This is a genomic window from Ureibacillus sp. FSL K6-8385, from assembly GCF_038593155.1.
GTDB lineage: Bacteria > Bacillota > Bacilli > Bacillales_A > Planococcaceae > Ureibacillus > Ureibacillus terrenus.
This window is the reverse complement of record NZ_CP151968.1, coordinates 1,526,760-1,542,546: the sequence shown is the minus strand read 5'-3', so window position 1 is coordinate 1,542,546 and position 15,787 is coordinate 1,526,760. Positions and strand designations below refer to the sequence as shown.

Below are 15,787 nucleotides of genomic sequence, written 5' to 3'. Positions count from 1 at the left end.
TGATGGTTTTACAAAAATAATTAGTAAACAGCAAAAGGAGTTGAAATTTGTTTAATGGCGGATTTGTTGCAAGTAGTGTATAAAGCTTTGGATGACAAGAAAGCGGAAGATATTGTGGTATTAAATATGAAAAATATTTCTTTGTTGGCTGATTATTTTATTATTTGCCACGGCAATTCCGAACGTCAAATCCAGGCAATTGCAAGGGAAGTGATCGATAAAGTTGAAGAAAACGGATTTGATGTGAAAAGGGTCGAAGGTTTTGACGCCGCCCGTTGGGTATTAATCGATTTGAACGATGTTGTTGTGCATATTTTCAATAAAGAGGACCGCCAATTTTACAATTTGGAGCGTTTATGGGGAGATGCACCACAAATCGAAGTGCCGATAGCAAGTGAATAGTTACGGACGTTTTGCTGAAGTATATGATGTGCTGATGCAGGATATTCCATATGAAAAGTATGTGGAATGGGTAGCCATGTTTGCGCCAAGCTCAAAATATCCTGCATTATTGGATGTCGGCTGCGGGACGGGAACATTATCGATTTTATTTCAACAGGCAGGGTACAAAGTAAGCGGGATTGATTTATCCGATTCGATGTTGGCGGTTGCCCAGCAGCGGGCCCAGGAAGCCGGTTTAGCGATTCCGTTCTATCAAATGTCGATGGAAGAGCTGGAAGGATTTTCAGATATTGACGTTATTGTGATTCCGATTGATTCTATTAATTATTTGCAAGAGGAACACCAAGTGAAAGAAACGTTCAAAAGGATTTTCGCTTCTTTGCGTCCCGGGGGACAGCTGTTTTTTGATATCCATTCCATATACAAAATGAACGAAATCTTTTTGGAAAGCCCTTTTACGTATGATGATGGAGAAATCGTTTATATTTGGTACACCGAAAAAAGGGAAGCGCCGCATTCCGTTCAACATGACATCACATTTTTTGTATTGGATGATTCAACGGGACTGTATGAACGTTTTGACGAGCAACATGTTCAAAGAACTTTCCCGGTTGAAATGTATGAAGCGTGGTTAAAAGAAGCCGGGTTTGATGAAGTTTTCATAACGGCAGACTGGGAAAACAAAGCTCCTTGCGAAACGAGTGAACGGATTTTCATTCGCGCGGTCAAATAGCATCTTTTCAACAAGAAGGTAAATCGATATGATAAAAGTAGCTCCATATGATTTACCTTCTGACAATGAAGAGGGGTGCTCTATGATTTTCCAAGACTTTCTCAAAAAGTATGGAAAAATATTGGCAGCACCCGGAATCCTTTGCCTCATCATTGGGATTTATTTATTTCTTCAGCAAGACCATTCAGATGAAGCGGAACTCATTTCAACCATTCCTCAAGAGCCAGCTCTCACTGACAACGAAACCCTTCAAACGGAAGAAACCTCTTCAACAAAAGTCGTTGTGGATGTAAAAGGAGCCGTAAAATTTCCCGGTGTCTATGAATTGACAAACGAAGACCGGATTATCGACGCCATTCAATTGGCGGGCGGATATCTGGAAGAAGCGGATTCCAAATATATTAATCATGCACAAAAATTGCAGGATGAAATGGTGATCTACATCCCTAAAAAAGGGGAGACCCCGGATGTGGAGGGACAGCGATCCATTGGACAAGTATTCACTCAAACCCAGCCATCCGGCGGTAAAGAAACACTGGTGAACATCAACACGGCCGATGAATCCCAGCTGACGACTTTGCCTGGAATCGGTCCTTCCAAAGCGAAAGCGATTATCCAGTATCGGGAAGAACATGGAAAATTTAAACATATCGAGGATATCAAAAATGTTTCCGGCATCGGGGAAAAAACTTTTGAGAAATTGAAAGACCTCATTACCGTTTAATCGTTATTTCGATGAATCATGACTATGGAGGTAATCATATGGAGCGAATTACTTGGGATCAATATTTTATGGCACAAAGCCATTTGTTGGCATTGCGCAGCACCTGTCCAAGACTCAGCGTCGGAGCAACAATCGTCAGGGAAAAACGCATTATTGCGGGCGGCTATAACGGCTCCATTTCCGGTGCTGAGCATTGCATCGACAAGGGATGCTACATCCGGGATCATCATTGTGTGCGCACCATCCACGCAGAAATGAATGCAATCCTGCAATGTGCAAAATACGGCATTCCGACGAAGGGCGCGGATATTTATGTCACTCATTTTCCTTGCCTGCATTGCACCAAAGCCATTATTCAGGCCGGAATCCAAAATGTATACTATGCAAGCGATTATAAAAATGACCCTTATGCCATCGAATTATTTGAAAAAGCCGGGGTGCAAGTGGTCCATGTTCCGTTTGATGAGACAAAAATTGATTTTTTAAGGCAGGAAAAGTATCAATTGATGGTCGATTTGCTGGACAAGCTGCGTGAATTGGGAGCAAACGAAAAAGAATTATCCCGGTACGAACAGAAGGTGAAGGAGCTGTTTGGATCTGAAACATAAATGGGTTTATTTGGCCTTGGCTGTGCTCGTTGCCTCCATTGGCGCCCATGAGACCCCATTGTTTTTACTCCTTCTTTTTCCGATCGTTTTACATGCCCATTACAAAAAGTTTCATCCTTTCCTAATGGCTGCCATTTTATTATCCGGCATCGCATCTTTCGGTTATTTTTCGTCCCTATTGAATGAAATTGAAAAGCCGGCTGTTTTGCCCGGGTTTTACGCATGGACGGCCGATTATAAAATAAATGGGGATCTTGTAAAAGGGTTTATGAAAGACGAAAATGGGAGGAAAGTGTACGTCAAGTATCAATTGCGTTCCGAACAAGAGAAAAGGCGATTTGAAGAAATGCCTTTGGCTGGTAGGAAATTTTTGATAGATGGTGAATGGGAGGAGCCGAAAAGGCCCCATCATGCCTACAGCTTTGATATGAATGATTATTTAAAAAGTCATGGCGCCATGGGCATTGTCAAAGTCGAATCGATGCAATATGTTGGTTCGGCGGGCTCTTTGCACCAGTTTATAAACCAGATGCGGTTTTCTCTTGAAAAACATATAGAAGAAACTTTTCCTTCCTCTTTGGCGCCTGAAGCGGAGGCCCTGCTCATCGGCCTGCAGGAAGATGTGGAGGATGAAACAAAACGGGCTTATCAAAAGCTGGGAATCACCCATTTGTTTGCCATATCCGGATTGCACATCGCGGTGTTGTCTTGGATTGTGTTTGAGAGTCTGATCCGGCTGCGCATCAGGCGGGAACTGGCGGCAATTTTGCTTATGTCTCTCCTTCCAGGCTATGCAATCCTTGCCGGAGGAGCCCCATCCGTCTGGAGAGCGGTGGCGGTCGCCGAACTCCTTATGATTTCCCGATGGAAGCGGAGGCTTGCCGTGGATGACGCCCTTGCAATCAGTTTTATCGGCTTCGTTTTACTGGAACCTTGGGCGATTTATCAAATCGGGTTTCAACTTTCTTTCCTGGCAACGGCCGGTCTGGTGTATTCTAGCAACTTTCTGCAAACCCAAAAATCCTGGTGGGCGAAATCGTTTTATGTCACTTTCTTTTCTCAAATCATTGTATACCCTCTGTTGCTGTACCATTTCTATGAACTAAGCATTTCCTCGTTATTCGCCAATCTGATATATGTGCCTCTCTTTTCCTTTGCAATCTTGCCAACCAATATTGTACTTCTCTTTCTTTCCTTTCTCCCAGACCCAGTTTCCCGATGTTTTTTTGAACTTTATGAGCCTTTGCGCATGATGATTGCAAAGATGACTTTCTTTTTGCAATCCTTGCCTTATCAGCTGTGGATGCCAGGAAAGCCATCCTTGTTGCTGATGGGCATTTGTTATATCAGCATTTTCATTGCTTTATACTTACTGGATTGCCGGGCAAATTGGAGAGCAGTTGTACCAGTTTTATGTATTCCGCTGTTGTTGCTTTATTTCCAGGGAAAAGTGAATCCCCATCTTGTCATCAACTTTGTGGATGTGGGGCAGGGGGATTGCATAGTGATTGAACTCCCATATCGGAGAAAGGTATATGTGATTGATTCGGGAGGAGTTCTGCGTTTTGGCCAAGAAGAATGGAAGCAACGGGAGCCGTTTGAGGTGGCAAAGCAAATTGTCGTACCGTTTTTGAAGGGGAAAGGAATTTCCAAAATTGATGTATTCATTTTATCCCATGCCGACAGCGACCATGTGGAAGGGGCGGAAGAAATATTGGAAGAAATTCGGGCGGAAGAGATTCATGTGTCACCTTCCTCCTTATCCGAACCAGTGATGAAGGAATTATTGGACGTAGCAAAAAAGCAGCGGGTGCCCATCAAAGAACAAATTGCGGGATATTCATGGAAGGATGGGGACGTTTACTTTCAATACCTGTGGCCTCAGGATGCAGAGTATGAAGGGAATAATGATTCCCTGGTTCTTTACATGAAAAAGGGAGGATTTGACGCAATGTTTACGGGGGATTTGGAAGCGGAAGGAGAACGGAAACTGATCGCTTTATATCCGACGCTGCCCGAATTGGATTTGCTGAAAGCGGGGCATCATGGAAGCAGGACATCAAGCAGCGAAGAATTTGTTGAACGGTTCCGGCCGGCGCTTACGATTTTCAGCGCCGGCGAAAACAACCGCTTCGGCCATCCTCATAAGGAAGTGGTGGAACGGTTTCATCAATACGGTTTAAAAACGATGACGACAGGCGACGCGGGCACGATTGAAATCACTGTAAAGAATCAGACGATGAGAGTGACATCAAGCAACAAACAGGAATAAAAAATAGAGTGTAGACGGACATTTGTCTACACTCTATTTTTTAAGAATTACGCAACTGCATCAACAATGATTGCAATAACGAACATTAATACAAAGAAAATGAATGATACCAAGAAGCCTACTCCGGCGTCTACTGCATCATTGCGTTTGCAAGAAGCATTTTCGCCTTCGAATGGATTATGTGTCACATGATTTTCGTTAAGATGTGCCATATGATAACCTCCTACTCAAAAACATTATAAGTCAATAGTGTATAAAAAGCTATATCAGATTGTTGAAATTCTCTTACTTTTCTCTTTCATTTTGACACATTTTATACAAAAAATACAGTTCTTCCTGCAAATCGTGTATACTATTGTTTACGAACAACTTGGAGGTTTGCGAAATGTTTGTGAAAGTATGGAAAGAGATTGAAGACGGGAAGATCGACCCTGTTTATTGCATTTACGGGGAGGAAACGTATTTCATCGATGAAACCATTCAACGCATCAAAAACGCGCTAAGCCGACAGGAAGAAGTGGAAATGACGACATTCGACCTGGAAGAAACGCCGGTCGATTTTGTGATGGAAGAAGCGGATACCTTTCCTTTTCTATCTGAACGGAAACTGATTGTTGCAAGAAATGCAGCCTTTTTGAAACCTGTCGAAAAAGGGGCGGAAAAAATCGACCATGACTTGAAGCGTCTGGAAAACTGGCTAAAGAACCCTTCCGATTTTGCGGTGACGATCTTTACAGCACCATATGAAAAACTGGACGAACGGAAAAAAATTACAAAGCTCATGAAGGAAACAACCGTCATGCTTCACGCAGAATCCCTCGATGACAAAGATTTGGCGGTCTGGATCCGTAGCGAGGCCGCAAGATGGGGGAAAACGATTGAAGATGAAGCGTTGGACAAGCTCGTTGAAATGGTCGGGGAAAATATGAACCAGCTTCAAATGGAGATTGAGAAATTGGCCCTTTATTTGGGAGAAGAAAACAACATTACAAAAGATGTGGTGGAAGATCTTGTCGCCAAAACCCTTGAACATGATGCGTTTAAAATGCTGAATGCCTATTTTGCCCGCAATGTTTCGGAAGCGCTGCAAATCTATCATGATTTATTGCGGCAAAAAGAAGAGCCGATCAAATTGGTAGGTTTGCTTGCAAACAACATCAGAACGATGAACAGCGTCTATTATCTTCATAAAAAAGGGTACCCGCCAGCCCATATTTCAAAACAATTAAAAATCCATCCTTACAGGGTAAAGCTGATGCTGGAAAGAAAGGACCGGCCAACGGAAGAGCGGTTGCTGAAAGCGCTAAATGAGCTTGCTGAAATCGATCTGCAATTGAAAACGGCCGGGGGAAACAGGGAAAGATATTTGGAAATGTTCTTAATGAAAAGCCTGTAGAAGGCATATAAAAAAGAAATTAGGCTATCATACTGCGGCCTAATTTCTTTTTGGAAGCATGATCATGCCAAGAAAAAAGATCAATTGTCGTAAGAACAATTGATCTTTTTATTTTAGTTCGCTTTCGCTAATTTTTTTGCAAGGCGAGATTTTTTGCGGGCTGCCGTATTTTTATGGATGATTCCTTTGCTTGCAGCTTTGTCAAGAGCTTTAGATGCTAAAACCACCAATTCTTGAGCGTTTTCAGATTTGTTTGCGATAGCTTGTTCCGCTTTTTTCACTGCTGTGCGCATTGCTGATTTTGCAGAAGAATTTGCAGCATTAGCTTTTTGGCTAGTTTTCACGCGTTTGATTGCTGATTTAATATTTGGCATTTTTTCACCTCCTAAACCAACGAGATGACAATTTCTCTAAAACTTTTGTCAATACAACAAAAAACATTATACAAAAGGATACCTATAATTGCAATACATAACTAAAGAATATTTACTTGACAGAATGACCATGATAGAAAAGAGGTGATTAAAATGCAAGAAACCAACTGGTATCGAACAGACCTGATCGATGAGACGGAAGAGGTCGTCCAACACCAAACGAAACAGCAAAAAGAGAAATTGGATGAGTCGGAAGGTGTCATTTTTGAAGAATATACCGAGAAACGGGTAAAAGTGACAAAAGTGCTTGTCAATAAAGAGGGCTCGAAAGAAATAGGAAAAAAAGAGGGGCAATATATCACTTTGACGGTTCCCTCGCTGAATATTGAAGATCATGAGGGAATGGAGCAGCTGGAACAATCCTTCCTCAAATACATTGATGAAATTCATCAAGACATTCCGCTGACGAAGGAAAGCAAAGTATTGGTCATCGGTCTTGGAAACAGAACGATTACCCCGGATGCCATCGGTCCATTAACGATTGATGCCATGCAGGCAAGACAGTTGGAAAACCATGTCGAACAATTCATTTTATACGCCCCTGGAGTTACGGGACAAACGGGCTTTGAAACAAGCGAATTTGTCCATGCGCTGACTGAAAAAATCCGCCCGGACCTGGTGCTCGCCATCGACGCATTGGCGACTAGGGGATCTTCCAGATTATGCAAAACCATTCAAATTACAAATACCGGCATCCATCCGGGTTCGGGCGTCGGGAATCAACGGGCTGAAATCTCTAAGGAAGTATTGGGGGTGCCCGTTACAGCGATCGGGGTTCCGACGGTGGTGGATGCGACAGTCATCATTGCGGATGCGGTGGATAAAGTTTTTCGTTCCATTGCGACAAAAATCCAGGAAAAAGACAGACCTTCCGGAAAACTTTCTGTCACAACATGGACTTCCGACACGGAAGGGGAAGTCGATTTAAATCTTGTACGGCCGATATTCGGCGAATGGTCGACCTGGTCGAAAGCGGAACGGAGACAATTGTTCGAAGAAGTGCTTTTATCCGATTCCCAAAGATTAATCGTCACTCCTAAAGAAGTGGACCTTTGGATGACGAAATATTCAACATTGATCAGCAATTGCCTCTTCCAATGGATAGAGAATAGAGTCAACCAGTTCTAAAAATTCTCTTCCTTCCATATCGTAGTGGAAGGAGAGGATGCTATGGTAAGAAAAATTAAAGGACTTGTATTCACGCTGCTGTTCTTTTTCTCGTTACCGATTGTGATAGGACTTTTGCCGTTTCCAAACAACGAAAAGTTTGTCCCTGCTGCGCCAGAAGAAAAAATTCTCTTTGCTTCCAATGATTTGGTAGTGTCTGATGTTGCGCCTCCGGCAGACGCTTACAAAGTGCTGCTCGTATTTACCCATTCCCATGAAACTTATAAGCCATTGTTGGAAAACGAAAAGGGAATGGTCGCCGTGTATGACAGCAAAACAAATTTATTTTCGATGCATAAGCTGTTCGAAGATTATTTCCGATTGAACGGGATTTCGGCGAAAACCCTCCAGGTGGATGTAATGGACGTCATGAAGCAAAAAGGAAAGGGTTTTCATGAAGCATATAAAACGGCTAGGCCTTATATTGCCGAAGAATTAAAGAACAATCATTATGATTTGATTCTGGATATTCATCGGGATTCCACTTCCCGCAATAAAACGACCGTTGTCCATAAAGACGTTTCCTATGCAAAAGCGTCTTTTGTCATCGGCGCGGAGAATCCGAACTATAAGCATAATAAAGCGGTTGCCCAATCCATCAGCAATGCCATGAATCAAATCATCCCCAATATTTCCAAAGGAATTATTGAGAAAAAAGGGACCGGAGTGGATGGAGTTTATAACCAGGACCTGGCGAAGGAATTCGTTTTAATTGAAATCGGGGGAATCGACAATACTGAAGATGAGGTGTACCGGACGGCTGCGGTACTGGCCCAGGCGGTGGCAAACGGCTTGGCCCGAAAATAATTTTCATTTCTTTCTTGTAGCGTTTAAGTTTCATAATTAAACGCTATTTTTTTGTATATTGAAGAATTTTGTATTCCTTTATTTACTACACTTGTTTATTATTGTGCTTTCGTTATACTTCATAGTATAATTCAACTTAGTTTATCATTTTTTGTATAATCATTTGGGAAAAATCTAAAATCAATTTTGATAGAGAAAGGTTAAGCCTCCTGCGATATGGACAAGCCCGTCGCATGGAGGCATTTGTTAGGAGTGGAGATATGAATCGCGAAGAACGATTAGAACGCCAAAAACGCATCAGAAACTTTTCCATTATCGCCCATATCGACCATGGGAAATCCACGTTGGCGGACCGCATTTTGGAAAAAACGCAGGCATTAACCGAAAGGGAAATGAAAGATCAGCTGCTGGATTCCATGGACATTGAACGGGAACGGGGAATTACCATTAAATTAAATGCCGTTCAATTAAAATACAAGGCAAAAGACGGAAACGTATATATTTTTCATTTGATTGACACTCCGGGGCATGTCGATTTCACTTATGAGGTGTCCAGAAGTTTGGCTGCTTGCGAAGGGGCCATTTTGGTCGTGGATGCCGCGCAGGGAATCGAGGCTCAGACGCTTGCGAATGTTTATCTGGCGCTCGATAACGATTTGGAGATTTTGCCGGTCATCAATAAAATCGATTTGCCCGCGGCAGACCCTGAAAAAGTGCGCAAAGAAATTGAAGATGTGATAGGGCTGGATGCGGAAGATGCGGTGCTGGCGAGCGCGAAAGCCGGCATCGGGATCGATGAGCTGTTGGAGCAAATCGTGGAAAAGATTCCGGCGCCTTCCGGAGATCCGGACGAACCGCTGCAGGCGCTGATTTTTGACTCTTATTATGATTCCTACAAAGGCGTTGTCGTATTGGTAAGGGTTGTCAACGGCACGGTCAAGCCCGGAGATAAAATCCGCTTTATGGCGACAGGTGCGGAATATGAAGTGGTCGAAGTCGGGGTACATACACCGAAAGTCGTGCCTATGGAGGAATTGACGGTTGGAGATGTCGGATACATTACCGCTTCGATTAAAAATATCAGTGACACGAATGTCGGCGATACGATCACCCATGCGGACCGTCCGGCGAAAGAGCCGCTTCCGGGTTACCGGAAATTGAATCCGATGGTGTTCTGCGGCCTTTATCCGATTGATACGGCCAAATACAACGATTTGCGGGATGCGTTGGAAAAATTGGCGCTGAACGATTCCGCATTACAGTTCGAACCGGAAACTTCCCAGGCCCTGGGCTTCGGATTCCGCTGCGGCTTTTTGGGCCTCTTGCATATGGAAATTGTCCAGGAACGCCTTGAGAGGGAGTTCAATCTCGATCTGATCACAACTGCGCCATCGGTAATCTATGAAGTGCAGCTTACGGATGGCACAAAGGTGAAGGTGGACAATCCATCGTTGATGCCGCCGACCCAAAAAATTGACCAAGTGCTGGAACCGTATGTGAGGGCGACCATTATGGTGCCGAATGATTATGTTGGCGCTGTCATGGAATTGTGCCAGAGAAAGCGCGGCACTTTTATCAATATGGATTACCTAGATACAACGCGCGTCAGCCTGATTTATGAAATGCCTCTTTCTGAAATCGTGTATGATTTCTTCGATCATTTGAAATCCAGTACGAAAGGTTATGCTTCTTTCGACTATGAATTGATTGGCTACAAGCCATCCAAACTTGTAAAAATGGATATTTTGATAAATGGGGAAAAGGTGGACGCTTTGAGCTTTATTGTCCATCGCGACTTTGCATATGAACGGGGAAAAGCCCTTGTGGAAAAGTTGAAAGATCTCATTCCTCGCCAGCAATTCGAAGTGCCTGTGCAAGCGGCCATCGGAACGAAAATTATCGCCCGTTCAACAATCAAGGCGCTGCGCAAAAACGTCTTGGCAAAATGTTATGGCGGCGACATTTCGCGGAAACGCAAGCTTCTTGAAAAACAAAAAGAAGGGAAAAAGCGGATGAAACAAGTCGGTTCCGTTGAAATCCCTCAGGAAGCGTTTATGGCCGTCTTGAAAATGGATGATGAAAATAAAAAATGACGATCGGCTGAACGAAGACGAAGTGGATCCGCATGGGGATTCACTTCGTTTTTCTTTGAATTTTACGGATGAAAATGTACAATAGTTAGATAATAATAGGAAAGAAGGGATCGAATGGTTCGGGGGGTTTACATCCATATTCCTTTCTGCCACCAAATCTGCAATTACTGCGATTTCAATAAAGTATATTTTCGCAATCAGCCGGTCGATGAATATATCGAAGCGGTGGGGAAAGAGATTGCGATGGCTTTGAATCGATCGCCGGAACAGTTTTCAAATATAGAAACGATCTATTTGGGGGGCGGCACTCCGACAGCCCTTTCACCAAGCCAACTCGAACGTCTTCTTGAACTGATTGGCGGACATTTGACAACCGACGTGATGGAATTTACCGCAGAAGCTAACCCGGACGAGCTCACCATCGAGAAATTAAAGGTCTTAAAAAACGGGGGAGTAAACCGCTTGAGCCTGGGGGTTCAATCTTTTGACGAACAGCTCCTCCGCCGGCTCGGCAGAACCCATACGATTGATCAAGTTTATCGTTCAATTGACGATGCATTCAAAGCGGGATTTGAAAATATCAGCATCGATTTGATGTATGGGCTTCCGGGGCAGTCGGACGGACAGTGGGAAGACACCCTGGAAAAGGCCCTTGCATTGAATTTGCCCCACTATTCCGCCTATTCACTGATTGTGGAGCCCAAAACGGTTTTCTACATACAATACATGAGGGGAAAGCTCCATTTGCCGGAAGAAGAAACAGAGGCGAAAATGTATGAGATGTTGATGGACAAAATGGAAATGAATGGGCTCCATCAATATGAAATCAGCAATTTCGCAAAGGACGGCTATCAATCCATCCACAATAAAATTTATTGGGATAATGACGAATATGCCGGTTTTGGTGCCGGGGCCCACGGGTATATCAAAGGCATACGCTACTCCAATCATGGTCCGATCAAAAAATATTTGCAAGCGGTCAATATGGGACAATTGCCGATTCTCCATCAACATGAAGTGACCTTAATGGAAAAATGCGAAGAAGAAATGTTTTTGGGGCTTCGGAAAAATGAAGGGGTTTCCTTCGAACGCTTCGAACAGAAAATGGGCTTTTCCATGAAAGAAAAATATGGAGGCATTATCAGCAAACTGGTCAATGAAGGATTGCTGACGGAAGATGAGGGAAGGATAAGGTTGACGAAAAAAGGGCGCTTTTTGGGCAATGAGGTGTTTCGGCAATTTTTATTGTGCGAGTAGGTTATTTCATTGACACCAATTCATTGTTTTGTTAATTTAATTATAGCATTAGCACTCTCTGCAAACGAGTGCTAACAGAGGTGGTTTTATGTTAACTGAGCGTCAATTGCAAATTTTGCGGGTAATTGTTGATGATTTTGTTACATCTGCTCAGCCTGTAGGATCACGTCAAATTTCAAAGAAAAAAGGAATCAATTATTCACCTGCCACAATCCGCAATGAAATGGCGGATTTGGAGGAACTTGGATATTTAGAAAAAACGCATGTGTCTTCAGGACGCATTCCTTCCGAAAAAGGATACCGTTATTACGTTGACCATTTGTTGCAACCAATGCGCATGTCCGTCGAAGAGATTCAAATGATACAATCCGTCTTTGAAAAACAGAAGGTCGAAGTTGAGCAAATTATCTGGGAAGCCGCAAGCATTCTTTCCGATTTGACAAATTATACGGCAATCTTATTGGGCCCAAGCGTAACGGATCATCGCGTCAAGCGTTTCCAAATTATTCCTATTTCGAAACAAACAGCTGTCGCAATTATCGTGACAGATATGGGGCATGTAGAAAACAAAGTGATTTCATTGCCTGAAGGCTTTGATTCTTCAGATATAGAAAAAACTGTAAATATATTGAATGAACGTCTTATTGGAGTTCCGTTGATTCACCTTCATACAAAATTGGAAAAAGAAACGTACGAAGTATTAAAACAACATGTCCATATGGCTGATTCCATCATTCAATCGTTGTTAAAAGTTGCATCTGTGGAAAATGATAGTAAAATTTACTTTGGCGGCAAAACAAACATGTTAAATCAGCCAGAGTTCCATGATATTAACAAAGTCCGCCAATTATTGGATCTAATGGACAAAAAGAATCAAGTCATTTCCCTGTTCCAGCCTGTGAAACAGGGAATTACGATCCGCATCGGTTCGGAGAACAACCATGTTGCAGTGGTAAACTGCAGCGTCATCACGGCCACTTATTCTGCCGGGGAAGATCATAACGGCGCCATTGCCATTATCGGTCCGACGCGGATGGATTATAAGCGGGTCGTCACACTGCTCGACGTGGTAAGAAAAGGTTTATCGAGAACTTTATCGGAAAAAATTGAATGATGGACAGTAAGGAGGATTATCAGTGTCCGAAACGACTGAAAACAAGAGCAAACAGGAAGAAACATTAGAGAAAGTCGAAACTGCTGATGAAACAGCAGCTGCAAATGAAGAAAAAGCTGAAACTTCCAAAGCTGATAATTCCGCTCTTGCCGGAGAAAACATCGAGGAAGCGGCGGATAAAGCGGATGAAAACAGTTCTTCGGAAGAGCTTTCGACGGAAGAATATACAGTGAAAATTGCCGAGTTGGAAGCAAAAATAGCGGAGCATGAAGATCGGTATTTAAGGCTGAGAGCCGACTATGAAAACTTGCGGAGACGCAGCCAGCTTGATTTGCAGGCGGCTGAAAAATACCGCGCCCAAAGTCTTCTAACGGATTTGTTGCCGATTATTGACAATTTTGAACGGGCGCTTGAGGTAAAAGTGGAGTCCGAAGATGCAAAAGCATTATATAAAGGGATAGAGATGGTCTATCACGCTTTGATCGAAGCGGTGAAAAAAGAAGGCCTGGAAGTGATTCCGGCTGTGGGCGAACCGTTCGATCCGAATGTCCATCAGGCAATCATGCAAGAGTCCGATTCCGAAAAGGAATCCGGCATTGTGCTGAAAGAATTGCAAAAAGGATATAAGTTGAAAGACCGTGTATTAAGACCATCCATGGTTTCTGTAAATGAATAAGAATTTCAAATTTGTGTGTGAAATAGGAGGCAAAATTGAATATGAGTAAAATCATTGGTATTGACTTAGGTACGACAAACTCTGTGGTAGCCGTATTGGAAGGCGGAGAACCAAAAATCATTCCAAACCCTGAAGGAAACCGTACCACTCCTTCCGCTGTCGCATTTAAAAATGGCGAACGCTTTGTAGGGGAAGTGGCAAAACGGCAAGCCATTACAAACCCGAATACAATCCTTTCCATCAAATCTCACATGGGAACTGACTACAAAGTAAAAGTTGAAGATAAAGAATACACTCCTCAAGAAATTTCTGCAATGATTTTACAATATTTGAAAAGCTATGCCGAAGACTACTTAGGCGAAAAAGTAACGAGAGCGGTTATTACGGTTCCTGCCTACTTCAATGATGCCCAACGCCAGGCGACAAAAGATGCCGGCCGCATTGCCGGATTGGAAGTGGAGCGGATTATCAACGAGCCGACTGCCGCTGCGCTTGCTTACGGTTTGGATAAATTGGAAGAGGATCAAAAAATCTTGGTGTTCGACCTCGGTGGCGGTACATTTGACGTTTCCATCCTTGAACTTGGTGACGGAGTATTCGAAGTGCTTGCCACTGCCGGCGATAATAAACTCGGCGGCGACGACTTCGACAAAAAAATCATGGATTATTTGATTGAAGAATTCAAAAAAGAACATGGCATCGATTTATCAAAAGATAAAATGGCCTTGCAACGCTTGAAAGATGCCGCGGAAAAAGCGAAAAAAGAATTATCAAGCGTAACGTCTACACAAATTTCATTGCCATTCATCACAGCCGGTCCAGAGGGTCCTTTGCACCTTGAAACTACTTTAACCCGCGCGAAATTTGAAGAGCTTACAAGAGATTTGGTGGAACGCACAATGGGTCCTGTCCGCCAGGCGCTTTCTGATGCCGGTTTGACAGCAAAAGACATCGATAAAGTCATCCTTGTCGGAGGTTCGACGCGCATTCCGGCCGTTCAGGAAGCGGTGAAACGCGAAACTGGACATGAGCCTCATAAAGGTGTCAACCCGGATGAAGTGGTGGCGATGGGTGCGGCCATCCAGGCAGGCGTGATTTCCGGCGAAGTGAAAGATATCGTGCTTTTGGACGTAACACCGCTTTCATTGGGTATCGAAACGATGGGCGGCGTCTTTACAAAATTGATTGAACGCAATACAACCATTCCGACATCCAAATCGCAAATTTTCACAACTGCCGCTGACAACCAAACAACTGTAGACATTCACGTTCTGCAAGGTGAACGTCCAATGGCTGCAGACAACAAAACATTGGGCCGTTTCCAATTAACGGACATTCCACCTGCTCCACGCGGTGTTCCGCAAATCGAAGTTACATTCGACATTGACAAAAACGGAATCGTATCTGTGCGTGCGAAAGACCTTGGAACAGGAAAAGAACAAAAAATCGTTATCCAATCCAACTCCGGCTTAACAGAAGAAGAAATCCAGCGCATGATCAAAGAAGCGGAAGAAAACGCCGAAGCGGATAAAAAACGAAAAGAAGAAGCGGAACTTCGCAATGAAGCGGATCAATTAGTGTTCCAAGTGGATAAAACATTCAAAGATTTGGGCGATAAAATCACTGAAGATGAAAAGAAATCTGTAACAGAAGCGAAAGAAGAACTATCCAAAGCCTTAAAAGAAGGTTCTATCGATGACATCAAGTCTGCAAAACAAAAACTTGAAGGCGTTCTTCAGCCATTGCTTGTAAAAGTTTATCAGCAAGCCGCGCAACAGGCGCAAGGAAGCCAAGATAACCAGGGAGAAGGCAAAAAAGACGACGGTGTAGTGGATGCAGACTTTGAAGAAGTAAAAGATGATAAATGATTAAAAATTGTTAATTCGCCATGTTGATAAAAGGAAAGGCGGTTCCATCCAGAGCACCCACCAACCCTCCTTCGCAACCCGCCTTTCCCCTTCTTTATCAACATGGCTTGTCATATTCATGAACTGTTCGTTGTTTGAATAGATGGTTCGGATGAAGTCAAAGCCGTTATTGGTCTTTGACTTTTTCCATGAATAGGGGACAATTGTTGGCAAACTTCAAGATTACGCAGTTTTCG

General features: G+C 43.3%; 15 protein-coding genes. 13 read left to right on the top strand and 2 right to left on the bottom strand.

Annotated features, from left to right (window positions below; genetic code table 11):
- Positions 1-54 precede the first annotated feature (54 nt).
- The 5 genes from rsfS (at position 55) to NST62_RS07500 (ending at position 4,739) form a co-directional block, all read left to right on the top strand.
- On the top strand, positions 55-402 hold the full coding sequence (gene rsfS / locus NST62_RS07520) for a ribosome silencing factor (RefSeq protein WP_141601370.1): 348 nt from the start codon (positions 55-57) through the stop codon (positions 400-402).
- Positions 395-1,135, top strand: a complete 741-nt coding sequence (locus tag NST62_RS07515; RefSeq protein WP_246045807.1) for a class I SAM-dependent methyltransferase — start codon at positions 395-397, stop codon at positions 1,133-1,135. The genes rsfS and NST62_RS07515 overlap by 8 nt, the downstream gene beginning before the upstream one ends.
- An 82-nt stretch (positions 1,136-1,217) precedes the next feature.
- The gene (locus tag NST62_RS07510) at positions 1,218-1,859 is read left to right on the top strand and encodes a helix-hairpin-helix domain-containing protein (RefSeq protein ID WP_141601369.1); all 642 of its coding nucleotides are present in this window, start codon (positions 1,218-1,220) and stop codon (positions 1,857-1,859) included.
- 38 nt (positions 1,860-1,897) lie between these two features.
- On the top strand, positions 1,898-2,467 hold the full coding sequence (locus NST62_RS07505; protein ID WP_328215967.1) for a ComE operon protein 2: 570 nt from the start codon (positions 1,898-1,900) through the stop codon (positions 2,465-2,467).
- Positions 2,451-4,739: a DNA internalization-related competence protein ComEC/Rec2 gene (locus tag NST62_RS07500; RefSeq protein ID WP_342462783.1), complete on the top strand. Its 2,289-nt coding sequence runs from the start codon at positions 2,451-2,453 to the stop codon at positions 4,737-4,739. Before NST62_RS07505 ends, NST62_RS07500 begins: the two co-directional genes overlap by 17 nt.
- Positions 4,740-4,786: 47 nt before the next feature.
- Here the strand turns inward: NST62_RS07500 and NST62_RS07495 are convergent, their stop codons facing one another.
- Positions 4,787-4,951 carry a YqzM family protein gene (locus NST62_RS07495; RefSeq protein ID WP_141601367.1) on the bottom strand — a complete coding sequence of 55 codons (165 nt, stop codon included), beginning with the start codon at positions 4,949-4,951 and terminating at the stop codon, positions 4,787-4,789.
- Positions 4,952-5,124: 173 nt separating this feature from the next.
- Here NST62_RS07495 and holA point away from each other — a divergent pair, with 173 nt between their 5' ends.
- Positions 5,125-6,135 (top strand): DNA polymerase III subunit delta, encoded by a 1,011-nt coding sequence (gene holA / locus NST62_RS07490; RefSeq protein ID WP_342462782.1) that lies wholly within the window; start codon positions 5,125-5,127, stop codon positions 6,133-6,135.
- A 113-nt stretch (positions 6,136-6,248) separates the two neighbouring features.
- On the opposite strand, the gene rpsT is transcribed toward holA, so the two are convergent.
- Entirely contained in the window at positions 6,249-6,509 is a 261-nt protein-coding gene (rpsT, locus tag NST62_RS07485) for a 30S ribosomal protein S20 (protein WP_141601365.1), read from the bottom strand.
- 153 nt (positions 6,510-6,662) lie between these two features.
- Between rpsT and gpr the strand changes: the two genes are divergently transcribed.
- The 7 genes from gpr to dnaK all read left to right on the top strand — a co-directional run bounded on the left by gpr (position 6,663) and on the right by dnaK (position 15,551).
- Positions 6,663-7,697: a GPR endopeptidase gene (gene gpr / locus NST62_RS07480; RefSeq protein WP_141601364.1), complete on the top strand. Its 1,035-nt coding sequence runs from the start codon at positions 6,663-6,665 to the stop codon at positions 7,695-7,697.
- Between the two features lie 42 nt (positions 7,698-7,739).
- Positions 7,740-8,543 carry a stage II sporulation protein P gene (gene spoIIP / locus NST62_RS07475; protein ID WP_141601363.1) on the top strand — a complete coding sequence of 268 codons (804 nt, stop codon included), beginning with the start codon at positions 7,740-7,742 and terminating at the stop codon, positions 8,541-8,543.
- A gap of 260 nt (positions 8,544-8,803) precedes the next feature.
- Positions 8,804-10,636, top strand: coding sequence for a translation elongation factor 4 (gene lepA / locus NST62_RS07470; RefSeq protein WP_141601362.1), 1,833 nt, complete (start codon positions 8,804-8,806; stop codon positions 10,634-10,636).
- Positions 10,637-10,750: 114 nt separating this feature from the next.
- Positions 10,751-11,893 carry a radical SAM family heme chaperone HemW gene (gene hemW, locus NST62_RS07465; RefSeq protein WP_328219838.1) on the top strand — a complete coding sequence of 381 codons (1,143 nt, stop codon included), beginning with the start codon at positions 10,751-10,753 and terminating at the stop codon, positions 11,891-11,893.
- Positions 11,894-11,981: 88 nt separating this feature from the next.
- Positions 11,982-13,007 carry a heat-inducible transcriptional repressor HrcA gene (gene hrcA, locus NST62_RS07460; RefSeq protein WP_141601360.1) on the top strand — a complete coding sequence of 342 codons (1,026 nt, stop codon included), beginning with the start codon at positions 11,982-11,984 and terminating at the stop codon, positions 13,005-13,007.
- 22 nt (positions 13,008-13,029) lie between these two features.
- Positions 13,030-13,683, top strand: a complete 654-nt coding sequence (gene grpE, locus NST62_RS07455) for a nucleotide exchange factor GrpE (protein WP_141601359.1) — start codon at positions 13,030-13,032, stop codon at positions 13,681-13,683.
- A 41-nt stretch (positions 13,684-13,724) separates the two neighbouring features.
- Positions 13,725-15,551: a molecular chaperone DnaK gene (dnaK, locus tag NST62_RS07450; protein ID WP_141601358.1), complete on the top strand. Its 1,827-nt coding sequence runs from the start codon at positions 13,725-13,727 to the stop codon at positions 15,549-15,551.
- Positions 15,552-15,787 lie beyond the last annotated feature (236 nt).